Source organism: Gloeothece verrucosa PCC 7822 (assembly GCF_000147335.1).
Taxonomy (GTDB): domain Bacteria; phylum Cyanobacteriota; class Cyanobacteriia; order Cyanobacteriales; family Microcystaceae; genus Gloeothece; species Gloeothece verrucosa.
Genome location: NC_014533.1, coordinates 336,561 through 361,531, shown reverse-complemented (window position 1 = coordinate 361,531; position 24,971 = coordinate 336,561). Strand labels below are relative to the sequence as shown.

The window sequence follows — 24,971 nt, the reverse complement described above, 5'->3', positions numbered from 1 at the left end:
GTAACACTTAAAACACTTAACGATTTCAGTGCTATTTCTGGCCCTTAATGATAGGAAATTTAAATGCGTTTAGTTTAGTTTTTTTTCTGAACATTTGACTGATTAGCTAGAAAAATCCTATGACTATGATTGCATCATCGACGGTTTCTTCTGACTTCAAGAAGAAAAATCATCAGAAAATATTCGAAAACACTTACCTCAACAACACTAATTCTGACTATACAGAAAAAATGGAGGAGTTGGCGCGGAATTTCGATTATAACGCCGATAAAGAATATTATTGGGGACCTCCTGAATTATCTATATTTTATGGGACTCCCTTGTATGAACAAGCATCTTCTTCACAAAAATTAGCACTTAATCATTTGTTTTGGGTAGGACAGTATAATCATACTGCGGCTACAGAAGCGAATACCGTTTTATATAATCAAGTGACATCAGGAGTGTTCTCGAGATTAAATAGCTATGAGACGCTTTGTAAAGAATTAGACCTAGAAACTAATCAAGAACACACCCATATCTACACTTTTCAGAAGATAGGTTATAAAATCAAACTTGCTTTGTTGGGTAAGCAAGGATTAAAAGATCCCCGAGAAAACAGTAGCAGCAAAAATTCTAAAAAAAGAGTTTTATTGAATGCTCCCGCAAAAACTAACGGTTTGTCCGCTTATGCGGCTCAATATCGAGACTCGGCTTTTCGCTTAATTACCAAATTAATGCAAAAAGATTACGAGGAACATTACTCAACTTTCTTAAAAAATCAAGAAGAACGCACAAAAGAAATCCCCGGTACAAGTGGCGGGTTAGGGGGATTAGTTTCTCAAGGTTCATTGCAGAAATTTTTTACGATTAACTGGGGCAGTTCTCCTTTTTTAGCAACCCAATATTATGCTATTCGCATGATTGGCAATATGTCTTTGAAATGTTATGAATACAACTATTTCAAATATTTCAAGACTTTACAAAAGCGAGAAGAATTTATTCCTACACCGACGGCTGTTTCTCATTATCATCTTTTAGATGAATCCTTCCATACGACCTTTTCCCAGGTTATTTCTCAAAATCTTTATAAAGATTTTCCGGCAGCGACTAACTATGAAAAAACTGTGGCCAACCTCACCGTTTTAATGGCACAATTAGGCGTTGTGGGCGGGCTTTCTGGTGTGATGCCTACTGTATTCCGTAGCGATGCTTATTTTCAACTAATGCTACTGAGAATTCTCAAATCGCCGATATTTTCTATGTCTAATGAAGAAGCCTTGTATTGGATGGAAAAATGCTTGTGCCATGAGCATGACGGCTTCTATCAGAATCAGAAATATCATCGTCGCTTGGTGACAGAATTCCGCCGCTTTTTTGACCCTATGCAGTATTTGTGGCCGGTTAATCATGAAATGAAAATTATGTCCGCCGGTGGTTCAATTGAGAAGGCGATCAAAACCAACAAAAAATCCTTTAAAGAATTCGTTCAAACTTTTAACTAGGTTGATCTAGCTTCTCATATTAGTGAGGTACACAGTTCTAGGTTTTAGACAGCAGGGAATTACAAATAGAAAATAAAACTGCAAATGTACCTCACCTAATTGAGAAAATCGGCTCTTTCGGCATCGTGGGGAAAAATGTTCATGGAGATACAATATTGTATTTAGTGGGTTACGGCGTGGCTCAAAACTTATCTCTTTTTCATAAAAATCATCACCGCGCCTAATCCACCCTACGAATCATAAACTTTTCTTACTTAAATTAATTTAAAACTAAAAAAAATTATATAGGATGTTTAATATGGAACCTATTGCTATTATTGGAACTAGCTGTCGCTTTCCGGGTGCTAATGATTTAGACTCTTTCTGGCGGCTTTTGAGTCATGGAATAGATGCAGTAACCCAAGTGCCTTCTGATCGATGGGATATAGATAATCTCTATAGTTCTGAGCCATTAACACCCGGTAAAATGATTACTCGTTGGGGCGGTTTCTTGCAACAAGTGGATCAATTTGATGCTGACTTTTTTGGCATTTCTCCTCGTGAGTCGGAACGAATGGACCCTCAACAGAGGATAACTCTAGAAGTGGCTTGGGAAAGTTTAGAAAATGCCGGAATTGCCGTCAATAAACTATCTGGTACTCGAACCGGATTTTTTATTGGTTGTGGGAATAACGACTATGCGCGGCTTTTAGCGAAGGATTTAGAAACCATTACACCCCATGATGGAACTGGTGGTACTTTGAGTATTTCAAGTTGCCGCTTTTCTTATCTTTTCAATTTACAAGGTCCGAGTATGGCAATAGAAACAGCCTGTTCCTCTTCTTTAGTGGCAGTGCATATTGCTTGTCAAAGTTTAAGCAGTAAAGAAACTGATCTATGCTTAGCTGGCGGCGTTAGCTTAATGTTAACACCAGAGCCGAGCATTGCCTATTCTCATGCGAGAATGCTATCACCTGATGGACGCTGTAAAACATTTGATGCTAGTGCTAATGGTTTTGTTCGAGGAGAAGGCTGTGGCATTATCGTTTTAAAACGTCTTAAGGATGCGATTCGAGACGAAGATAACATTTTAGCCGTGATCCGTGCTTCTGCCGTTAATCAAGATGGTTTAACCAACGGTTTAACCGCCCCCAATGGACCCTCTCAACAAAACATTATGCGGCAAGCGCTCGAAAAAGCCAATCTTGCACCGGCTCAAATCAGTTATATTGAAGCTCATGGTACTGGGACATCTTTAGGTGATCCCATCGAAATGAAATCGATACAAACTGTCTTAAAAAAAGAGCGGCAACCCGATCAACCTTGCTGGATTGGTTCTGTAAAAACGAATATTGGTCATTTAGAAAATGCCGCCGGAATTGCAGGATTAATTAAAGTTATTTTATCTCTACAAAATAAACAAATTCCTGCCAGCTTACATTTAAAACAACTCAATCCTTTAATTTCTTTAAATAATACAGCTTTCTCTATTCCTACTCAATCTCAACCTTGGGAACTGCGAGAAGGTGAACTACGCCGCGCGGGCATTAATTCTTTTGGTTTTGGAGGAACTAACGCCCATATCATCCTAGAAGAAGCACCGACGTTACCAGAAAAAACTAATGAAATAGAACGTCCCTATCATCTTCTGACACTTTCGGCTAAAAAAGAAGCCGCCTTGCTGGATTTAGCTGAAAAATATCTAGACTTTTTATCCATTCATTCAGAACTTTCCTTAGCGGATATTTGTTTTACGGCTAATAGTGGGCGTTCTCATTTTCAACATCGTCTAGCAGTTTTTGCTGATACTCATGAGTCATTGAGTCAACAACTGAAAAATTTTATCAAAACTCAAATTGATTCTCCAAAATCAACTGATGAACCGAGACGACGAAAAGCGCCTAATATAGCCTTTTTATTTACGGGACAAGGTTCTCAATACCTAGGCATGGGACAACAATTATATGAAACTCAGCCGACATTTCGTCAAGCCCTCAATCAATGCCATGAGATTCTAAAGAATTATTTAGAAAAACCTTTACTTGAGGTTATTTATGCTAAAGATAATTCCTCACTCTTAGACGAAACAAAATATACACAACCCGCCTTATTTGCCCTTGAATATGCCCTTTATCAACTCTGGCAATCTTGGGGAATTACGCCTAGTGTAGTTATGGGTCATAGTGTTGGAGAATATGTCGCCGCTTGTGTGGCAGGGGTGTTTAGTTTAGAAGATGGGTTGAAATTTATTGCTCACCGAAGCCGCTTAATGCAGTCTCTACCCAAAAATGGGGCGATGGCCTCGGTTTTTGCGACCTATGAACAAGTCAGCACAGTAATTACCCCCTATACTGAAGAAGTGGAAATAGCCGCTTTTAACGGGCCTAATAGTATCGTTATTTCTGGTAAAGAACACGCCATAGAAGCAGTGATTAAGCTGTTCCAAGCCAATAATATAGAAGTTAAACGGCTCAATGTTTCTCATGCTTTTCACTCCACTTTAATGGAACCAATTTTGGCTGAGTTTGCCGAAGTGGCTCAACAGATTACCTACCATCCCCCCCAAATTAAAGTTATTTCTAATTTAACGGGTGAAGTAGCACAAGAAGAGATAATGACTCCGGCTTATTGGTGTGATCATCTCCGAAAAGCGGTTAAATTTTCCGACGGAATGCTCACTCTACAGAAAGAAAAATGTAAAATCTTTATTGAAATAGGGCCTAAACCGGTTTTATTGGGAATGGGTCGTCGCTGTCTGCCAGATTCCAACCCCAAAGAAGCCTTATTTTGGTTACCGAGTTTAAGACCTAATCGAGAAGATTGGCAACAACTGCTAGAAACTTTAAGCACAGTTTATACTCAAGGAATAGAGATCAATTGGGAAGGTTTTGATCAAGATTATTGCCGCCAACGTCTTCAATTACCGACCTATCCTTGGCAACGCCAATCTTATTGGTTAAAATCTGTTGAGAAAAAAAGTCTGCCTCAACCGAAATTTAACTCTTTAACTCATCCCCTTTTAGGTCAAAAACTGTATTTAGCTGAATCGAAAAAAATTCACTTTCAATCTCAGATTGCTGAACATTTTCCGGATTATCTGAGCGACCATTGTATTTATCAATCCCCCATATTTCCTGCCACTGGCTATTTAGAAATCGCTTTAGCCGCCGCTAAAAATCTGTTTAAATCTTCACTGTTAAAATTGACCGATATCGCTGTGGAACATCCCCTCATTTTGTCAGGTGAGGAAGCTAAAACCGTACAGCTTGTTTTAACTCCTGAAAATTCTCAATATAGCTTTCAAATTTTTAGTCTAGCGGCTGATGATGAGCATAACTCAGAGCCGGTGTGGACACGTCACTCAACCGGGAATCTCATGCTGCTGGAAAACCCCCAACCTCTCCCGGCAAGACAAAACTTAGAAACATTACTCGCTCAACATCCCACAGCCATTTCTATTGAGGATTACTATCGCACCCTACATGAGCGCGGCATGGACTACGGCCCCTGTTTCCAAGCTATTGAACGCCTTTATCAGGGTCAAGGAAGTGCTTTGGGGCGAATTCAGTTACCCGAAAAATTAATTTTACAAGCTCAAGAGTATCAGTTTCATCCAGTTTTATTAGATGCTTGTTTGCAGATATTAGGCGCGGCTTTAACTGATGAAGAACAGAAAGCTTGTTTACCGGTGGCGATAGAACAATTCTCCCTTTATCAGCCGCCACAGACTCACCTCTGGAGTTACGTACAGATGCGTTCTCCTAATGGTTCTCGTCAAAATTTAGTGGCTGATCTGGTCTTATTTGACGATACAGGAGCAAATATCGCTAAAATAGAGGGATTATACCTAAAACGTGTCAGCCGCCGAGCTTTACAGCGTATTCTGCAACCTAAAATCGGCGATTGGCTCTATCAAAACACATGGCAACCTCAGCCGCCTGTATCTGACGAGTCACTCAGCGAAACCGCTAATCGATGGTTAATTTTCAGTGATCAAAGCCATTTAGGACAACAATTAATTGCACAGTTACAACAGCAAGGTCATGATTGTGTTATCGCTACCGCCGGTTCAACTTATCAGCTATTAGCACAAAACCTTTATCAAGTCAACCCCTCTAATCCCGAAGATTTCCAACGCTTACTGGCAGAAAGTTTGGACAATCAAGCCGCTTATGGGGGTATCATTCACCTTTGGAATGCAGAAAATTGTTCAGAAAACCCACCAGAAATTGATTTAGCCCTGTTACAAGCGGCTCAAGTGAAAGCCTGTGCCAGTGTTTTATACTTAGTGCAAGCACTCGCTAAAGCTAACATGAGCCAAGCCTCTCGTCTGTGGTTAGTCACGCGGGGAAGTCAGGCAGTAGATTCTGGCCGATTAAATGTAGAGCAAGCATCACTGTGGGGATTAGGGGGAGTGATTGCTATGGAACATCCCGCCTTACATTGTACTCGTCTGGATTTGGCTCCAACACCAGAAACCGAAGAAGTGCAAAACCTACTCAAGGAGTTTGCCGCGTCGAGTCCAGAAACTCAAATTGCCTATCGCCAGAATAGTCGCTTTGTCCTTCGCTTAGAACGCTATCGCATGGATGAGCAGGATAAATCCCCAAAAATTAGCAGTGAACAACCTTTTCAACTGAAAATATCTAACTACGGGATTTTAGAAAATTTAACCTTGTCTCCTGCGACTCGTCGTTCTCCTGCCGCCGAAGAAGTAGAAATAGAAGTGCGTGCGGTGGGGCTGAATTTCCGAGATGTGCTGAATGCACTGGGAATGTTAAAAGAATATACCGAACAGATGGGTATTACATCAGCCAGTGAGTTACCCTTTGGCGGCGAATGTTCTGGAATTATTGTGGCTGTGGGCGAAAAGGTTTCTCATCTACAGGTGGGGGATGAAGTAATGGCGGCTCAAGCGATCGGTTGTTTAGGGAGTTTTGTCACCGTTTCCGCCGATTTTGTGGTTCCTAAGCCCAAAAATGTGAGTTTTGAAGAAGCGGCTACCATTCCCACTGCTTTCTTAACCGCTTATTATGGATTATGCCAAAAAGCCCAACTGCAAAAAGGAGAACGAGTCTTAATTCATGCGGCAGCCGGAGGCGTGGGACAGGCGGCGGTTCAATTGGCGCAGTGGAGAGGAGCGAAAGTTTATGCGACGGCCAGCCCGAAAAAGTGGGCTTTTCTCGAGTCTTTGGGTGTAGAAAAAGTGATGAATTCTCGCACCTTAGACTTTTCTGAAGCGGTGATGCAGGCCACGGAAGATCAAGGCGTGAATGTGGCGCTCAATAGTTTAAATGGAGAGTTTATTCCTAAAACCTTGAATATTTTGGCTAAAGGTGGGCGCTTTGTTGAGATTGGTAAGATTGGCATTTGGGATGAGCTTCAGGTCAAAGAACAACGCCCTGATATTACTTATTTACCCTTTGACTTACTGGATATTTCTTCAGAAAATCCTACTTTAATTACATCCCTGTTAGGGGAACTGATGAAAGCGTTTGAGGAGGGTAGTCTTAAACCGCTTCCTCACAAAGTTTTTCCCATAGAAGAATCCGTTAATGCTTTTCGTTACATGGCGCAGGCCAAACATATTGGCAAAGTGGTAATTTCTCTGCCCACAGCGAACAAGCAAAAAAGGGAAAATCTGATCAACTCAGAAAGCAGCTATTTAATTACTGGCGGATTGGGCGCATTAGGGTTAAAAGTTGCTGAATGGTTAATCGAAGTGGGGGCTAAATCTGTAATTTTAGTGGGTCGTCAACATCCTTCAGACATCGCTCAAGCAAAAATTGCTCAACTCGAAGCAAGCGGCGCAAAAGTGGTGACTATGCAAGCAGATATATCTAATGCTCAAGCGGTGGATCACCTGATAACAACTATCAACGCCTCTATGCCGCCATTACGGGGAATTATCCATGCCGCCGGGGTACTCAAAGATGGGTTAGTCACTGGGCAAACCTGGGAGCAATTTATCGAGGTTATGAAGCCAAAGGTCATGGGTAGTTGGATTCTTCATCAGTCCACCCGTGATATTCCCCTAGATTTCTTTGTCTGTTTTTCCTCGATTGCGTCTGTGTTGGGTAGCCCTGGACAAAGTAATTATGCTGCGGCTAATAGTTTTATGGATATGTTGGCTCACTATCGCCGCTCAATGGGATTACCTGCATTAAGCATTAATTGGGGGCCCTGGAGCGAAGGAGGAATGACCACCGGGTTATCAGCCCGAGATCAGGAGCGTTGGGCGGCTCAAGGGCTTAATTTAATTTCTCCTGAACAAGGACTGAAATTTTTAGAAAAATTGCTGAAACAAGATGCGGCTCAGATGGCTGTTATGCCTATAAACTGGACTAAATTTTTAGCTCAGTTTCCTTATAATCAAATTCCCTCATTTTATGAAACTTTTGTTCAATCATCTCAACCTAAGCAAGCGCAAAGCGAAGGAGAATTTCTCAAACAATTACAGTCGGTTGCGCCAAAAGAGCGTCAGTCTTTGCTAAAAAGTTTTATTCGTCTGCAAGTGGCTCAAGTTTTAGGCTTTTCTTCGGCTGAATCTATTGATGTACAGCAGGGTTTTGTGGAATTAGGGATGGATTCTTTAATGGCAGTGGAATTAAAAAATCGTCTGCAAAATAATTTAGGTTTGGCTATTTCCCCTAGCTTGGCTTTTGATTATCCCACTGTGGCGGCTTTGACTGATTATTTGCTACTAGAAATGTTTAAGAGTGCTGAGGAAACTCTACCCGATAATTCTCAAGAAAACTTGAGTAATTCAGAAGAGATATTATCTTCAAACGGTCATACTTCTCTAAGTGCTAAATTAGCAGTCGAGGCATTATCTGATAGTGAAGCTGAAGCTTTACTGTTAAGTAAGTTAAATAATTTGAGGTATTAAGTACCTGGACATAGCGCAGGCTGTTCGCGAAATGTAATAACCTTTTTCCTTTTTTATAATTTGAAAAAACTTTATTCATCTATTAGAAAATATGATGACATCAGAAACTACTCAACCCTCTCCCATTAAGCGGGCGCTGCTCGCCTTGGAAGATATGCAGGCCAAACTAGAAGCAGTAGAAGCCGCTAAACACGAACCTATTGCTATTATTGGCATTGGCTGTCGTTTTCCGGGGAATGCTGACAGTCCGGAGCGTTTTTGGAACTTATTAAATGATGGAATTGATGCTATCACTGAAGTTCCTAAAAATCGCTGGAATATTGACGAAGTTTATGACCCTAATCCCGATGTACCGGGGAAAGTTTATACTCGTCTAGGTGGATTTTTGCCTCAAGTTGATGAGTTTGACCGGCAATTTTTTGGCATTTCGGCGCGGGAGTGTGTCAGTCTTGATCCTCAGCAACGATTATTATTAGAAGTGAGTTGGGAAGCTTTAGAAAATGCCTATTGTCGTCCTGAAGACCTTTCTAAGGGTTTAACAGGAGTATTTATTGGTATTTGTAATAATGATTATGCAAAAGTTATTATCGATGAACGCGGTAGAAAGCAAATAGATGCTTATTTTGGCACTGGCAACGCCACGAGTATTGCCGCAGGGCGATTGTCTTATCTTCTCGGATTAAAAGGGCCGAGTTTATCAATAGATACGGCTTGTTCTTCTTCTTTAGTTGCTGTGCATTTGGCTTGTCAAAGTTTGCGGCAAAAAGAAAGTGATGTGGCCTTGGCGGGTGGCGTTAATTTAATTCTTTCTCCAGAAAGTAGTATTGTTTTTTCTAAAACACGGATGCTTGATCCTGAAGGGCGATGTAAAACTTTTGATGCCTCTGCCAATGGTTATGCTAGGGGCGAAGGTTGTGGCGTAATTGTTCTTAAGCGTTTATCGGATGCTCAAGCTAATGGAGATAGAATTCTAGCCTTAATTCGCGGTTCTGCTGTTAATCATAATGGTCGTAGTAGTAGTTTAATTTCTCCTAATGGTCCGGCTCAACAAGCGGTTATTCATAATGCGCTTAATAATGGAAAAGTTAGCCCTTCTCAAGTGAGTTATGTAGAGGTTCAAGGAACAGGAACTTCTTTCGGAGAGCCAATCGAAATAGGTGCGCTTGAAGCAGTTTATTGTCGCAATCGTTCTTCAGATAATCCCTTAGCCATTGGTTCAGTAAAAACTAATATTGGTCATCTTGAAGGGGCTGCCGGTATTGCGAGTTTAATCAAAGTCGTTTTGGCGATGCAAAGTAATACTATTCCGGCTCATTTAAATTTAAAAGAGCTTAATCCTTACATTGATTGGCAAAATTTACCCATTACTATTCCGAGAGTTTCTCTCGCTTGGCCGAATCAAAATACCCAAAAATTTGCCGGGGTGAGTGCTTTTGGTTTTAGCGGCACTAACGCTCATCTGGTGTTAGAAGAAGCCCCTACGCTCAATTTTCAGTCAGCCCAGTTAGATAATTTTGAAATAACTGAACGGACGCATCATTTATTAGAGTTATCTGCGAAAACGCCTTGGTCTCTGGAACATTTAGCGAAAAAATATATAGACTATATTACTCAAAATCCTGATATAGCTTTGGCTGATCTTTGTTTTAATGCCAATTCAGGGCGCTCTCATTTTGTTCATCGATTAGCAATTGTGGCGAGTGATTTAAAAACCTTAAAAGAAAAATTAATCGCTTTTGTTGAACAACGACAAGCAGAGGGAGTATTTACTGGCCAAGCGGCAAGTTTACCTCGAATCGGGGCGTTTTTCTCGGGAGATATTTCTTCAGCATTAACCTTGAACTATGAACTCTATAAAAGTCAACCAGTATTTAAAGAGATCATTAGCCAATGTGAAGATTTTCTTAACAAATATTTAGCCTTTTCTTTATTAGATGAGCTTGATGGGAAGCAAGATCAAAACTCTCTTATTCATCAGTCAGCTTATCGTCCAATACTTTTATTTGTCTTACAATATGCTTTGTTTGAACAGTGGAAAGCTTGGGGCATAGAAATAGCGGCCGTTATGGGGCAAAGCGTAGGAGAATATGCGGCGGCTTGTGCGGCAGGTGTGCTATCTTGGCAAGACGGACTGAAATTAATTGTTGAAAGTAGCGGTTTAGCACTGCGGCAGGAAATGATTGAGGAGTTTAAGTTAATGATTAAAGACCTTAAATTTTCTCTGCCGGTTATGCCTTTAATTTCTGGTTCAACGGGAACAGTCGTAACTGATCAATTTACAACTCTTGAGGATTGGTTTAAACATTTATCTAAAAAAGAAAACACTCAATTTATGACTCGAGAGATTGTTGGGTCTAAACTGGAACAACAAGGTTGTAATGTTCTTTTTGAAATTGGGATAGAATCTTTTTTATCTGAACTGAATTTGCATAAAATTCCTCAATTGAAGCATCTGATCAGCTTAAATTATTCTAGTAATAATTGGAAAATAATTTTTGATTACCTTGCTAAACTGTATGTTTGTGGAACGCAGATCAATTGGAAAGAAATTGATAAAAGTTATTTCCGTCAAAGAATATCTCTACCGAATTATGCTTGGGAAAAACAGCGATATTGGGTCGCTTTAGAGGATGATAATACTGAAGATGAAATATCTTTAAGTAAAAATATCTCCCATTTTGAAGATTTGATTAAAAATTTAGCTTCTTCTCCTGAACTTAATGCCGATGAAGTGGCATTTTTACCGAAATTAGCTGAACTCTTAAAGCGAGAAAGTCAAAAACAAACGCCAGATGAGCAAGCATATTCGGGTGAAAATATTACCCTAAAAGCTATTTCTAGGAAAGCCGAGGATATACAATCTTGGTTGGCGGAGCGTATTGCTAAAGAGTTAGGCGTTAATGCCAGTGAAATCGATGTTAGAGTGCCTTTTGATAGCTATGGGCTTGATTCTGTATTAGCTATTGGTATTGCTAGTGCGGCTAAACAATATTTTAATATTGAAGTAACCCCCATGTTGTTAGTACATTTTCCCACCATTGAAACGCTCTCTAAGTATGTTAGTGAGCAGTTAGAAGCTTCTGATTTAGAAGTTTTTGAGATTTAAATAAGTTTAAAAAATACTAAGTTTTTAGGAGTTTTTTGATTATGAGTATCGCAGAATTAATTAAAGATTTAAATCACCAGGGTATCAAGTTATGGGTGGATGAAGATAAGCTCAAAATACAATCGCCTAAAGGCGCGTTAACTGAGCAAATTTATGCAAAACTGAGTAAACATAAACCCGAAATTTTAACCTACTTACAACAAAATAACTCGCCTAAAACAGAAGTTAAGGAGACAGAGGGAGAGGGATTAAGCTTACAAACTCTAGGAAAATTAATTGGAGGATTTTGTAATAATAGCTCAGTGAGTGCTAGTTATAAGCCGCCCATTATTGATGCTCGAGCTATGGCTCAACAATTAAAAGTCACTTTTCGCCCTCTTCCCCCCAACTACTCAAAAGAAAATATCCTTACTTTTAGAAGCCAGCTTCAAGAAAAGCTTCAAGAACAAGGCGTTAATATTATTCCTTGGGAAGAGGCAACCCGAGATTTTCAGTATGAGCTTAAAATGCCTTATATCGGTTGGAAAAAAACGATAAAAACTCGAGTCATTAAATCTGAAATAAGTGCAGTTATTGATGTAGAGAAACATTCCACCGTTGTCGATAAAGTTAAAAGTTTAATTGCTGAGAGTTTTTATACATTTTACTCAAAAATAGTCCTTAAAGGTCAAAAGCTTTCTGTGTCTAAAATTGCTCAAATGATCAGTTGGGCTGAAAGCAGTATTCAAGCTATTGAAGACCGAACTAATACTCAAGTGATTGTGATCACTGATTTAGATGAACAATTTACTAATTCTTCCTTACCTTATTCAGAAAAAATTCCCATTGGAGTTAACTCACTGGTCAGAACTTTTTCCGAAATTTTAATTGGCGTTTCTGAGAAAAAATTGTCAATTCTCAACATGAATCTCTCAGATTCCACTTATCCTAGAGAAGCTTTGGATCATTTTATTCGTCAGTCTCTTATCCCTAAAATTTACGTGCCAGTTTTGCCGCTACCTTTAAGTCGATTTGAAATTGGAGAATTTGACCCTACTCAATCGAATTATGCGGTTATGCTGACTCAATTAGGAAAGGAAATAGAGTCTACAGGTTTGCTACCGGCGGGATTCAAGCTTGATAATGTCATTCGTAAACGTTCTCACCGAGATATTATTGACTGGATTGCTAATGGAAGAACCGGTGTTTCTTACGGGTTTATTGCCTATGCTGAACCCCCTCGTTATGTTGGCGCAATAGAAATTACGGCACAAGAATGGGATAAGCTTGACCCCATTAAAGGCCTCAATTTTGATGAAGTTCGCCAAAATAGTCAAGGTCGAAGATATCTAAAAATTCAAGATAAATATCATCAAATTCCTGATATTTGGTTGGTTAGTTCTCGTTCTGGAGCCAATAAAACTAATCTTAGTTTAACGACTGATATTGTTCGCATAGGATTACAAGACCGTTTGTTACTGCAATTTCCTCAAAATGTAGATTTAAGCCAAGTGGATATTAAGCCGTCTTATGATCTTTATGTGATGGTTTCTATTGTTCTTGCCTCTGCATTGTACACACCAAAACTTATAGAAAATGGAGCGCCAATGGTTCATTTTCATGGCTATCCATCTATTGATTGGTTTGCGGCTAATGAATACTGTGCAGGCGTTTATAATCCGTCGGTTCCTTGTGGAACTTACGAATCTGGTGTTTTTAATTTTCTGGGAATTCAAGAAATCGGAAAATCTACTGATGGGAATATCAATTTAGCGGCTTTAGTTGAACCGGATCATGGAACTAATGTGATTGCTCGTGATTTGAATTATTTACTAGAAAGGTTAAAAGCCGGCTGTTCTAATCATCAAATTGAACTGGGCGGAAAATTCTTTCCTTCTCTTCAAATTAATCAAGATCAGGTTAAAAATTCTTGTGTTGTTTCGTCTTCTAGGAGTCGTTAAATGAACTCTACAAATAAAACTATTCTGATCACCGGGGTAGCGGGGTTTATCGGTTTACGTGCGGCTCAATTTGCTTTAGCCAGAGGGATGAAAGTTCGAGGCTTGCAGTCTTCTAAAACTAAAGCTGAAATTGCTGAAAAATTAGGCGTAGATGTGGTTATTGGTAGTGTTAATGACCCTATTGCTGCTGAAAAAGCTTGTCAAGGTGTGGATATTGTTTTACATACAGCCGCTAAAGTTAAAGAGGGTGGTTCTTTAGAAGACTTCCGCGAAGTTAATGTTAATGGAACAGTGGTGATGGCCCAGGCGGCATTAAATAGCGGAGTCAAACAATTTATTCACCTTTCAAGTGTGATGGTTTATGGATTTAACTATCCTAAATGGGTGACGGAAGAGGGCCCATTATGCGGCGAAAATAATCCTTACTGTCAGACTAAAATTGAGGCTGAACAAGCATTAATGGAATTAAATTCTCCTGGAAAATTTGACGTTGTTATCATTAGAGCAGGAGATGTTTATGGGCCCAGAGGAGGAGCTTGGGTTCTGCAACCGCTACAGTTAATGCACAAACGCTTGTTTGTTTTGGCTGATCAAGGCCGGGGAACCATGAACCATGTTTACATTGATAATTTGCTGGATGGTATATTTTTAACCATCGATAAAGAATGTAGCGGGCAAATTTTTAATATCACTGATGGTAAAAGCACTTCTTGGCAAGAATATTTTTCTTATTTAGCTGAGATAAAAGGCAATTATCATTTATTTTCTTTACCTAGTAATCTTCTTAAGATTATAATTAGTTTTCGTAATTTTGCACAAATAATAGCCGGTAAAAAACCGGATTTTCTTCCTTCTGCGGTGGATTTTATGACACGCCCTTACCCTTATTCAATTGAAAAAGCTAGCAAGGAACTAGGGTTTGCTCCTAAAGTTTCTTTAAAAGAAGGAATGAGTTATACCAAAGAATGGCTGTACCGAGAGAATTTAATTTAATTTTCAATTAATTAAGGATTTTTTCTTATGACTTCTGCACAATATCAAAATTATTTACTACAACCTTTAGGTTATGGTTCTTTGAGAAATTTTTTCAGAGTGATTATTGCCAATAGAGGCGTTGATACTCAATATTTTATTAAATTTTTATATGCTTTTTTCTTATGTTTATCTGGCATTCCTGTAAGAATTTTTGAAAGAGTAATTTTTGATCATAAAATTGCTTCGACTACTATTGATTATCCTCCTGTTTTTATTCTGGGACATTGGAGAAGTGGAACGACTTATTTGCATAATTTAATGATTCAGGATAGCAATTTTGCTTTTGTTCCGAGTATATATTCTTATAGTCCTGAAATGTTTTTAAGTCTAAACTCTAAAAAGTTTATGGCTCCTTTGCTGGAGGCGCTTCTTCCCAATCAGCGACCAATGGATAATGTTGCTTATTCTATTCATGTGCCTGAAGAAGAAGAATATGCTATTGGAAATATGATGCCTCTGTCTTTTTATAACGGCTGGATGTTTCCTAAGTATTTACGACAAAATTTTGAACGTTCTGTTCTTTTTCAAGGACTGTCACGTTCTCTAAAAGCCGAGTGGGAAAAGGTTTATATAAAAATTTTAAAAAAAACGACTTTTTTTTCTCAAGGAAAAAGATTACTCATTAAAAACCCTGCTAATACTGCTAGGATTGATACATTACTTAAACTTTTCCCACAAAGTAAGTTTATTTATATTTATAGAAATCCTTATGATGTTTATTCCTCAACTAAACTTTTTTATGAGAAGTTGATGCCTACTTATGCGCTTCAGCAAATTTCTGAGGAATATATAGAAGACTGTATTTTTGATTTTTATGAGCAATTAATAAACCAGTATTTAGAGTCAAAACAAAATATTCCCCTGGGAAATATTATTGAGATTAAGTATGAGGATTTTTTAGGCAATGAAATGATGTACTTGAATAAAATTTATACGCAGTTTAATTTGCCCGATTTTGAGGAAAAAAGTCAGGTTTTTTTACAATATGTTCATAGCAAAAGTAAATATATAAAAAATCAACATTCTTTGGATAGAGATTTGGTCAAAAAAATCGATCAACGGTGGGGATTTTTTATTGAGCAATGGGGATATGATATAGCCTTGCTAAATCAGTTGTGAAAGAAATTTATTTTTTAGGTCAGGGGCTAAAAAGCTTTTAAGATTATGGATTGTAAAATGGCTAAAGGTTTAAATTTGCTCACTTTTATGGTTGTTTGCCTTAATGTAGTAAATTCTTCATCGGCTGTTTCTTCTGTGCCAAGCAGTGCGGAACTCGTTCCGCCCCCCAATCCTTATGCGCCAAAATCATTTTGGCCTGAAGGTCATGGCATTTATTGTCAACAAAATACTGAAGCTCCTGGCCCAGTAGCAACTGATAAACTTGTTGTGGATTTAGTTAAGTTTGAACAACCGGGTTTCACTCCTACGGGAACAATATTATCTGCCCCTTTTAAAGACGGAAAGTCAGTGTTTTGGGGAACAAATGGCTTAGTTATTTATAAAGGTATTACCTCAAAAAATAGCCTAAATGTAGTCATCGCCAATAAGCAAACACTGAATTATAATCGTGCTACAGGTTATTGGGTGATGGATAAGGATAATGTAGCCTACTTTATGGATACAAAGGCTAGAGAGATAATTGCTCTTAGTAGTGCCGCTCCTGATGTTCCTGAATCGCCAATAATTCTGCTGAGAAAGTTTAAAGTTCCTGCGCTTTTTTGGGGAAGATGGCCTAATGTTTTTTTGGGGATGAAATTACTTTATGACGGTAACTTAGTTTTTGCTACTCGACAAGGTTCTATAGGGGTTTTGAGTAGAGATTTTAAAAAATTTACTTATAAAAAATTAAATGAGCAGATTAGTAACTCTTTTGCTGTTGATGAGAAAATGAATTTTTATGTTACCTCAAAATCAACTTTATATAAATTTCACTGGACGGGTTCATCTATTGAGGAGAGATGGCAGGTTCCTATCAATGGCTCAGGTAGCACACCTACATTAATTGGGTCTGATAATGGAGACCGTCTGATTGCTATCACTGACAAGTCTAGCCCGATGAATTTAGTATTAATTTGGAGAGATGAAATTCCTAGTAACTGGCGAGGGCTTGCTAATTTAGATAAGCGCATCGCAGCCGCAGAACCTATTACTTTTGGACAACAGAATACTGAAGATATTGTCCCTACAGAAAATTCTTTATTGGCCTTTGGCTATGGTCTTGCTGTCTCTAAGTGGAGCGGCTTCTTTCCTGCTTTAAAAATGATGAAACCTGGAGTAGAAAAGTTTGAATGGCTACCAAAAGAACAAAAATTAGTTGTGCGTTGGGTGAATAAAAATATTTATATTCCTAATAGTATGATGGGCTTAAGCCAAAGTAGTAATTTAATTTATGCAGTCGGATTGAGAAGAGAACGATTAAGAAATTTTTGGACGCTTGAAGCTTTTTCTTGGACAACTGGCAAGAGTAGTTTTTATAAAACTTTAGGATTTGGTTCTAATAGAGTGTTTAATAATATTGGTTCAGGTATTCAAATAGGGCCTAATCGCCAAATAATTACCATGTCGCCTCTTGGCGTTTTTCAAGTTCGTCCAGAAAATTGAATTTATTTTTGAATTCGATAAAAAGAAAAAAAGCCGGCTGAAACAAAAGCAAAACAAGCGGCTATAATTAAAGAAAATAAAATTCCTTGTGGTTGTGCTTTAGTATTGCCAAGCATTAACAATATTCCGGCTAAGAAAAGACCAAAACCGACACTTATTTCAATTAATAAACCTCTAATACCAAAATAAACAGCCTGTAAATTTTTTTTGAATTTTTTATTATTATCTATAATATCTGGTAGCATGGCATTAGGCAAAATAAAAATACTGGCTAATCCCAAACCATTGAGCATTAACAGCATTAACCAAATTAACTGAGGAACCTTAAACCATAAAGAAAACAGTCCTAAAATTAATAATATACCAGCAGACCAAAACATTGATATTTGAAACGTTTTCGCTTTTCCCCAACGTCGAACTATAAGGGTTATTAAAGCTGTACCGAGTAAGGCACTGAGTAAAAAAATTCCATTAATAATTCCTCCAAAATCTATTTGTTTCTGTAAAAGAGCTACGGCTATATAGGTAGGACAAACGGATAAAATGCTGGCAGTAATCCATGCTGAACCAATGCCGCCTAAATAAATCCTAAAAGGGAGATTTTTCCATCCTAATTGAAAAGATTGCCGAAATGAGTAACGCTTTTCTATAGGCTCGGTTTCGTTTTCAAGATTAATTAAGGGTATGAGTAGAGTTATTAATCCTAGACTACCTAGGCAAAACGCCATTACTTCAAAATTATAATGATAAGTTAACCAAGGTGATCCTATTCCTGCGACGGCTGTACCCAGTAAGCTAGATACTCCTAATAAAGTGGCTACAAAGATTCTTTGTTTATCGGTAGGCGCAATCGTGGGTAACCAAGCTAAATAGGGAATTTGATAAAGAGCTAGTGAGCAAAAAAATAAAAACAGTAAAATTAATAAATAAAAAAAGTTGCCAATTTCTGAAAATTTAGGGGGTAGAAAAAGTAAAATGAAGGAAAAAGTTAAAGGAAAAATACTGATCGCTAAAAAGGGACGACGACAACCCCACCGGCTTTTAAATCGGTCTGAGCTATATCCTATAAAGGGCTGAAGAATAGCTGCACTAGAGCGGCTTATAAATAAGGCTATTCCTACCAAAAGTGAGGGAACAATTAAAGGAAAATTGTTTGAATTACTTATTCCAGGATCGTAGCGGTAAAATAGCATGGTTAAGAGGACATTGTTGAATAAAAATAAACCAAAAAATCCTGAAATATATATAATCCATTTCATGTTTTTACTCCTGTAATTTTAAAATTGTTTTTAAGGGGCTACCTGTTTCATTTTACCCTTTTATTTAGGAGGGTTAGTGATTTTGTAGCACCCATTAAATAAATGATTATTAAGTGGTAATAATAATGCTGTCTCCACTAAGATTAGGAGCGCCTGTTAGTTGAGCAAATACACCACCATCTCCTAGTCCTGAAGCAGCCCCATTGGTGTTGTAGAAGAGTTTGCCACTACCAGCACTATAAATAATTTTGGCTTTACTGGTTGCGGCTTGAAAGTCTTTGCTGACAACGGCAAATTCATCAGCATTACTAAAGCCTTTTCCAACGGAACTACTTAGTGCAGTAAATGTCTGTTTACTTAGAATTATTTGATCAATTCCCGTAAAATCGGTAATTTTATCGTTGCCCATTTCTTGCGCTTTAAAAGTTTTACCGGAAGCAAAAATAAATTGATCTAAGCCATTACCTCCTGTTAAAGTATCATTGCCGTTGCCGCCATTAAGAATATCATCACCGTCTTGACCTTTTAAGGTATCATTGCCGTCTAAACCGGTGATTTTATCGGCATTATCAGTCCCGATTAAATTATCGGCATTGGCTGTTCCTAAAATTTCATTAAATGAATTACTGGGTAAGCTATTTGCCGCCGCTACTGATGAATTGAAATTTAATAATTCTCCAGTATTAGCATCGAATTTGGCAATTATGGTATCGGTAGCACCAACATTAGCAATACTGGTTGAACCTTCAGTAAATCCTGTAATGTAAACAAAATTGCCATCAGAAACAATGTCATAAGCAAAATCAGCCTGGGGAGTTCCAAACTGTTGAACCCATAGTTGCTCGCCGTCGCTATTGTATTTGCTTAGCCAAATATCGTAGGAACCAGCATTTTCTCCGCCAAAATTACTATTAGTATATCCGGTGAGAAATAAGTTATCTTTAGGATCGATATTAAAGGCACCGACTTCTACTACATCATCACCAGGAGTCCCAAACTGACGTATCCATTGTTGCTCACCATCACTATTGTATTTGGCGATCCAAACATCGGCGTTAGTATTGCCAACAACAGTCTTACTATTATCAACAATATTTCCATAGGTCCAACCGGCTGCATAAGCATTACCTTTACTATCAAGTTCTACAGCCCAAGTAAAATCAAATTCATCGGAACCAAATTGTTTAACCCACAGCAATTCTCCATTATTGCTATCAAATTTACCAATCCAAGCATCATATAATTCATGAACTGGTTCGGGGTCTCCGTCGATGGCTCCTAGGTTTCCGTATGTCCAGCCTGCGGCATAAACAGCATTGGCTTTAGAATCAACGGCAATATCATATTGTTCATCAAATAAACCAAGAGTCCCATATTCTCGCCGCCAGATTAGATTGCCATTGCTGTCATATTTATTGAGGAAAAAATCATCTTCTGTGGCTAAACCTGTCCCTAAAACTTCTCGAGAAATTCTACGAGTAGTAGAAGATGCTCCGCGATTAATTAGTCCTCCTTGATAAACATTTCCCGCACTGTCTGTATCTATGCCAAAAGCTACATCAAAGAGTTGACTCTGAACCATTCCTTGGACTGGTACTTTTTCTCCTGTTATGGGATTAAAAATATCTGTGGCAATATCAGAAGTCTGGTAGGGTTGTTTTGCCCATATTAAATTGCCATTGGTATCATATTTGCGAACCCAATAATCCCGTTGCCCTAAATTTTGTCCTGAAGGATCATCTCCTAGATAGCCTGTTGTTTGACCTGTGAGATAGACATTGCCATTTTCGTCAACATGGATATTGGAGCCGCTATCATACTCACTAGAGCCATACTGATGACGCCATAGCAGTTCTCCTTGATTGTTATATTTGGCAACCCAGACATCTAAGTTACCTTTATAGGTATCTGGCCCGTTGCCATCTAAATCGCCCCCTGTAGAGCCTGTTACATAAACATTGCCTGATAAATCAGTGGCAATACCATTGGGAATTTCCCGAGAAGTGGTACCAAATTGATAGACTTTTGATAGCGAGGGAGAGGGAGCGGGAGGAGTATTTCCTATAAATTTAAAGTAACTGGCGTTAAGGTCTAAATTTGAAATATTGCTGACTTTGCCAATTAAATCTAACTCGCCTGTGTTAGGGTCTTGCCAAAATATATTTGTCCCTGTAGCTGTGTTTTTGAGTTGATAATTGGTTGCATTTCCATGCAGTCTAATAAAGTCAATATTGGGATTAAAGTCAGCAATAATAGCATATTGCAATGTACTATTTCCTGGATTAACATAGTAAGGAATGTTATAATCCCCAAGTATAAAAACATCACTAAATTCTCGAGTAACGGAAGAAACGTCTTCTTCTCGATCCCCATAAAGCCTATCTATTCGTTTAACTTTTTGTCCAGCAGTTGTTGGGTTGAAAGGTGATAAAAAATCATTACCGGCTCTAGCCCAAACTGTTTGTGCATCATCTCCCCAGCCATAAGCATAATCTGAAGCCGGGGTTAGTACCCTCAAACGGTTATCTGTACTGCTACTGGCAGCTTCAATAAGCTTTGTTAAATCAGTTTCCAATAATGACGAGTTAACTGTACTCAAGTTTGGACTTACCATCTTTTGTCTCCAGCTTGTTTGTTATTTAGACATTCAAAACTAATTAATGTTTTATTAGATTAAAATTTACTTAATCTATAAAACTTAGACTTCACTTGCGTTGGACTTGGTAACTATTAAAACATGGATTTCTCTGTTTGTCTGTTGAATTATTCTACTTTTTATAGATGACAAGCAAACTACTTCTTTCTTAAGAGGTAAATTTGGGTAAGAGACAATAAAATTGACGGAAAAAGCAATGATCGTTAATCTCTTAGGATAAAACGCAGAGGTTGAGCGCTACACCCTACTACTGGTGCGTTACGCTACGCTAACATACCCTACTGGTGCGTTACGCTACGCTAACATACCCTACTGGTGCGTTACGCTACGCTAACACACCCTACTTGACTTAAATTTTAAATTCAGAAAAAATATCATTATTAGCAAACCAATGATTTACCCCAAAACCATCTGCTCGTTTATTTTTGCTCAGTTCTTTACTAAGTTTTAGAGCAAATTTTTGACCGATTAGGGTTTCAAAAACACTGGAAAAAACGGTGTCAATTTGATAAGTTTGGCAAAAACAGCGTAAAAGTGAGGGAGAGCCAGCTATAGCCGGTTTAATTACAAAAATATCTTGCCATCCGTATTCATAACAGCTTTTTAATTGATGGAGAGTGGCTACTGATTCATCTAAAGCAAGCAATGTGGAAAATTCTGTACTCAACTTAAGCATTGCCTCTAATTCAGTAGGGGGTAAAGGTTGTTCAAGAAATTCTATTCCTATACGATCACAAATTTTTAATAACTCAACTGCTTCGAAAAATTTAAGCCCACCATTTGCATCTAAACGTAATTTGACATCCGCAGGTAACACTTGAGCTAATTGACTAAGAATTTTGAGTTCATCGGTCAATGAAATTATGCCTATTTTCCATTTAAAAGTACGGTAACCTTGATTCCAAAACTTTTTCCAACTTTCAAGCGCGGCTTGTCCAGAGGGTAGCAAGGCACTAAAATTAGTAGGCTTGCTGATGGGTGATGATATTTGATCAAAAGGTAATGTTATATTTTCTAAGGCTGATTCAAAACCGAATTGACAAGCACTGAGTTTAGGAGAAATTGCTAATATATCATCTCGGGTAATTTCTGAGGGGAGTTGAGTACAAAATTCTAGGGCTTGCTCAAAGCTTTCTGAACCAAACCATTCTAAAGGTGCAATTTCGCCTAAACCTTTTCTTCCTTTTGTGTCTGTTAGCCGCACAATAATTCCTTTTCTGACTTTCCATAGTCCATGACTGGTGACTAGCGGCTGCTTAAATTGACGTTGATAAGGGTGAAACTCAAACCGGTATTTCATTATTCAAACTCTTCTTGTAAAAATTTAATCACGGATTTCCAAAATAATAATGGTGATTCTATCAGGGGCGTATGAGTTGTTTGTAACAAATTTATTTTAGTGTTGGGGATAGAGTTTACTAGCTCCCAGGCTATTTTTGAGTATTTTGTATCTCTAGAACCTGCTATGATTAAACAAGGCATTTTCAGTTTGGCTAATTGATCCCAAACTGAAGGCATGATTCCAGAACTAAAATATTTTAAACTGCAAACTAATCCGGATTTTTGAAGAGGTAAACGTTTTTTTATTTCTTCAGCGATAAAATCTTCACCTTGTTCGGATATTCCTTGAAAGAGGGGCTGGGATAACCAAAATTTTAAAAAGTCAATCGGCTCGGAACTGAGAATTTTTGTGGCTAATTTATCATCGGCTTGTCTTCGTTCTAAACGGAATATTTCATCTTGAATTCCGGCCGTTGTAGATACTAATATTAAAGACTGAATTTGAGCCAAATTTTTTAGAGCGAATTGTAGGGCTAGTCGTCCACCCATTGAATAACCCAATAAATGAAATTTATTTACTTTTAAAGAACATAGCCATTCTTTTAATAATGCAACCTGTGCATCAGTATTAAAAGTATTTGCCCCTTGTAAAAGATGGGTTTTTCCGTGCCCAGGTAAGTCCGGGATTAAACATCGGTATTGATTAATAATGGTTTCTGGCAAGCCTAAAAAGCTATGACTGTTATTAGTGAAGCCATGTAAAAATATAATTGTTTCTTTTTTCTGCTGATAAGAATCTAGGTAAGAAAGCTGACCTAAGTTATTTTTGTAGTAACACTGTTGGAAATAATTATGAGTGAAAACAGAAGCTTTGTCCCTCATGAGTCTAAGAAAGGCTATTTTTTTTAGTTAAAACTAAATGAGTTAATAATTTTTTGTAAGCTATTGTAATAGAGTTGATTGCCATTAGGAAAGTTAGAATTATCCCAAGATATAAGAATGATATTTTTTTGGTTGGGACTTTTAATAGCTATACTCTGATATTCATATAAGCCGCTTGAGTCAATATATAATTTTTCTAAATGATTCGTGGAAGCTAGAGTGCTTTCCTCGAAAATCTCACTTGAACTCTCAAGAAAGGCAGGGCTAGGTTTCATTACTGATTGAAAGACGCTATATAAAGCTTCTTGTCCTGCTAGGGTTAAAAATTTAAAATGATGAGGTTGGACAAATTGTTTGTTAGAAATAAGCCAATCATTGAGGGATAAATTTTTAAAATTATTATAAACGTTTATACAAATATTAAAAGAATATTTTAGATTTTTATCAGAATCTTCCTTAGAATTTTTAGGATTTTCTGCAATGGGTTTTATTCTGATGGACTGAAGCAATTTATTATTAAATTGGTTGGTTTCTTCAATAACGACCTCATCAGGAGAGTAATTAAACTCAAAGCCAAAGCGATCACTTCTATAAATTCCTTCCGCTTCGGAAATTATTTCAGTATTTGGGGTTTCGGTAGAGTTGATTTCTGGCAAAGGTTTGATAAAAATAACAGATGAACTTATAGGAATAATTGATATTGAGGGAGAATAACAAGCACTGATTAGTCCTAGCAGGAAAATTATGTTAATTGATGGTAAAGACCATGTTTTTAGTAGCTGGAAAATACAACTCATATTATTGTTAACCTCTTTTCAAAAGCATTGATAATTTAGCCTGCCCAAAGTTTCTATGTCAATCCCAGAGTATAGTTACACAAATAAGAAAAAAGTGGAATTAAGCTGTTGTTCATTTAAACTGGGTATTATGATCTCAGTGAACAAACTCTAGAACTTTTTTACCACACCCTACACCCTACACCCTACACCCTACACCCTACATCCTACACCTTACATCCTACACCCTAACCTCACAGTTAACTTTAAAGAGTGTCCGACTACTTAGTAAGTACCTCGATATCGATAAAAAAGCACTCCATACCACTAGGCTTCGCTTCACTCCTTATCCGTAAACACCATTAGCCGTTACGCACTCCTGATTAAAAACAACGATTTTATTACGGTGCGTAAGTCCTAACCATGTTAAGAAATGTAAAGTTTTTTGTTTGTCAGGAAAAATTGACAATAAATGAGTTAACGGCCAAAAGAGCTAGGCAAAGTAGTTAGTTAAGGTATATAATTATAATATAACCTATACTAACTCTGAAAAATCCATGAACTCTTTGACACTAATCGCTAAAATAGCCGAAATTAAAGCATCAGGAGAGGTTGCGCCGCCTAACACTTGGTTGTCAGCTTCGGTGATTATTAAGAACGGGAAACGCTATACCTACTATCGGTTGATGGAGGCTAGTCACAAACGTAGCAAAACAGGGAAAGTTCAAGGAAAAATGCTTCAATATCTTGGTTCTAAAACGAACCGAAAATATCAAGAGATGCGTAAAGCGATTGCTCGTCGTAATCAAATTCAAGCCTTAGAACGTCAGTTGAAACGTCTTGAAACGTTGGAATTTCCCAAAAAGGCCCCTAAACGAAAAATCCCTAAAAAACCTACATTAACTAATGTGGATTTTCTTCCTGTCGAACAGTTGCAACTACAAATTGCTCAGTTGATGCAATGGTTTGAAAAATTAAATAAGGAGGTTCAGCAATTGCGCTCAAGTTTGAAAGACTCTCCCTTTATTTATTGATGCCCGAAAAGGCGGCTTATTCAATGACAAAAAAATTTATGTTTTTTAT

The 24,971-nt window shown here is 37.9% G+C and carries 13 protein-coding genes; 8 read left to right on the top strand and 5 right to left on the bottom strand.

What is annotated here, in order from left to right; genetic code table 11:
• Window positions 1-119: 119 nt before the first annotated feature.
• From CYAN7822_RS28640 to CYAN7822_RS28610, 7 genes are all read left to right on the top strand, one after another.
• A complete protein-coding gene (locus CYAN7822_RS28640; protein ID WP_013334462.1) occupies window positions 120-1,484 on the top strand; it encodes a hypothetical protein in 1,365 nt (454 codons plus the stop codon).
• Window positions 1,485-1,782: 298 nt separating this feature from the next.
• Window positions 1,783-8,352, top strand: coding sequence for a type I polyketide synthase (locus CYAN7822_RS28635; RefSeq protein WP_162052188.1), 6,570 nt, complete (start codon window positions 1,783-1,785; stop codon window positions 8,350-8,352).
• Between the two features lie 91 nt (window positions 8,353-8,443).
• Complete coding sequence (locus tag CYAN7822_RS28630; protein WP_013334460.1) at window positions 8,444-11,458, top strand: type I polyketide synthase; 3,015 nt, start codon at window positions 8,444-8,446, stop codon at window positions 11,456-11,458.
• A 41-nt stretch (window positions 11,459-11,499) separates the two neighbouring features.
• Window positions 11,500-13,398: a TubC N-terminal docking domain-related protein gene (locus tag CYAN7822_RS28625; protein ID WP_013334459.1), complete on the top strand. Its 1,899-nt coding sequence runs from the start codon at window positions 11,500-11,502 to the stop codon at window positions 13,396-13,398.
• Entirely contained in the window at window positions 13,399-14,391 is a 993-nt protein-coding gene (locus CYAN7822_RS28620; protein WP_013334458.1) for an NAD-dependent epimerase/dehydratase family protein, read from the top strand.
• Window positions 14,392-14,418: 27 nt separating this feature from the next.
• Complete coding sequence (locus tag CYAN7822_RS28615; protein WP_013334457.1) at window positions 14,419-15,552, top strand: sulfotransferase family protein; 1,134 nt, start codon at window positions 14,419-14,421, stop codon at window positions 15,550-15,552.
• Window positions 15,553-15,609: 57 nt separating this feature from the next.
• Window positions 15,610-17,034 (top strand): hypothetical protein, encoded by a 1,425-nt coding sequence (locus CYAN7822_RS28610; protein WP_013334456.1) that lies wholly within the window; start codon window positions 15,610-15,612, stop codon window positions 17,032-17,034.
• A 2-nt stretch (window positions 17,035-17,036) separates the two neighbouring features.
• Here the strand turns inward: CYAN7822_RS28610 and CYAN7822_RS28605 are convergent, their stop codons facing one another.
• The 5 genes from CYAN7822_RS28605 to CYAN7822_RS28585 all read right to left on the bottom strand — a co-directional run bounded on the left by CYAN7822_RS28605 (window position 17,037) and on the right by CYAN7822_RS28585 (window position 23,909).
• Window positions 17,037-18,293 carry an MFS transporter gene (locus tag CYAN7822_RS28605; protein WP_013334455.1) on the bottom strand — a complete coding sequence of 419 codons (1,257 nt, stop codon included), beginning with the start codon at window positions 18,291-18,293 and terminating at the stop codon, window positions 17,037-17,039.
• Window positions 18,294-18,402: 109 nt separating this feature from the next.
• Window positions 18,403-20,907, bottom strand: a complete 2,505-nt coding sequence (locus tag CYAN7822_RS28600) for an SBBP repeat-containing protein (RefSeq protein ID WP_013334454.1) — start codon at window positions 20,905-20,907, stop codon at window positions 18,403-18,405.
• 391 nt (window positions 20,908-21,298) lie between these two features.
• Window positions 21,299-22,249, bottom strand: coding sequence for an o-succinylbenzoate synthase (locus CYAN7822_RS28595; protein ID WP_013334453.1), 951 nt, complete (start codon window positions 22,247-22,249; stop codon window positions 21,299-21,301).
• Window positions 22,249-23,112, bottom strand: coding sequence for an alpha/beta fold hydrolase (locus tag CYAN7822_RS28590; RefSeq protein ID WP_013334452.1), 864 nt, complete (start codon window positions 23,110-23,112; stop codon window positions 22,249-22,251). Before CYAN7822_RS28590 ends, CYAN7822_RS28595 begins: the two co-directional genes overlap by 1 nt.
• A gap of 23 nt (window positions 23,113-23,135) precedes the next feature.
• Window positions 23,136-23,909, bottom strand: coding sequence for a hypothetical protein (locus CYAN7822_RS28585; protein ID WP_013334451.1), 774 nt, complete (start codon window positions 23,907-23,909; stop codon window positions 23,136-23,138).
• A gap of 536 nt (window positions 23,910-24,445) precedes the next feature.
• On the opposite strand from CYAN7822_RS28585, the gene CYAN7822_RS28580 reads away from it, so the two are divergent.
• Window positions 24,446-24,922, top strand: coding sequence for a hypothetical protein (locus tag CYAN7822_RS28580; protein ID WP_013334450.1), 477 nt, complete (start codon window positions 24,446-24,448; stop codon window positions 24,920-24,922).
• Window positions 24,923-24,971 lie beyond the last annotated feature (49 nt).

What these genes read in the sequence shown, in the direction of transcription:
- CYAN7822_RS28595 (WP_013334453.1), bottom strand. Translation starts at nt 22,249, where the DNA reads ATGAAATACCGGTTTGAGTTTCACCCTTATCAACGTCAATTTAAGCAG.
- CYAN7822_RS28620 (WP_013334458.1), top strand. Translation starts at nt 13,399, where the DNA reads ATGAACTCTACAAATAAAACTATTCTGATCACCGGGGTAGCGGGGTTT.
- CYAN7822_RS28635 (WP_162052188.1), top strand. Translation starts at nt 1,783, where the DNA reads ATGGAACCTATTGCTATTATTGGAACTAGCTGTCGCTTTCCGGGTGCT.
- CYAN7822_RS28600 (WP_013334454.1), bottom strand. Translation starts at nt 20,907, where the DNA reads ATGGTAAGTCCAAACTTGAGTACAGTTAACTCGTCATTATTGGAAACT.
- CYAN7822_RS28630 (WP_013334460.1), top strand. Translation starts at nt 8,444, where the DNA reads ATGATGACATCAGAAACTACTCAACCCTCTCCCATTAAGCGGGCGCTG.
- CYAN7822_RS28625 (WP_013334459.1), top strand. Translation starts at nt 11,500, where the DNA reads ATGAGTATCGCAGAATTAATTAAAGATTTAAATCACCAGGGTATCAAG.
- CYAN7822_RS28615 (WP_013334457.1), top strand. Translation starts at nt 14,419, where the DNA reads ATGACTTCTGCACAATATCAAAATTATTTACTACAACCTTTAGGTTAT.
- CYAN7822_RS28605 (WP_013334455.1), bottom strand. Translation starts at nt 18,293, where the DNA reads ATGAAATGGATTATATATATTTCAGGATTTTTTGGTTTATTTTTATTC.
- CYAN7822_RS28585 (WP_013334451.1), bottom strand. Translation starts at nt 23,909, where the DNA reads ATGAGTTGTATTTTCCAGCTACTAAAAACATGGTCTTTACCATCAATT.
- CYAN7822_RS28580 (WP_013334450.1), top strand. Translation starts at nt 24,446, where the DNA reads ATGAACTCTTTGACACTAATCGCTAAAATAGCCGAAATTAAAGCATCA.
- CYAN7822_RS28640 (WP_013334462.1), top strand. Translation starts at nt 120, where the DNA reads ATGACTATGATTGCATCATCGACGGTTTCTTCTGACTTCAAGAAGAAA.
- CYAN7822_RS28590 (WP_013334452.1), bottom strand. Translation starts at nt 23,112, where the DNA reads ATGAGGGACAAAGCTTCTGTTTTCACTCATAATTATTTCCAACAGTGT.
- CYAN7822_RS28610 (WP_013334456.1), top strand. Translation starts at nt 15,610, where the DNA reads ATGGCTAAAGGTTTAAATTTGCTCACTTTTATGGTTGTTTGCCTTAAT.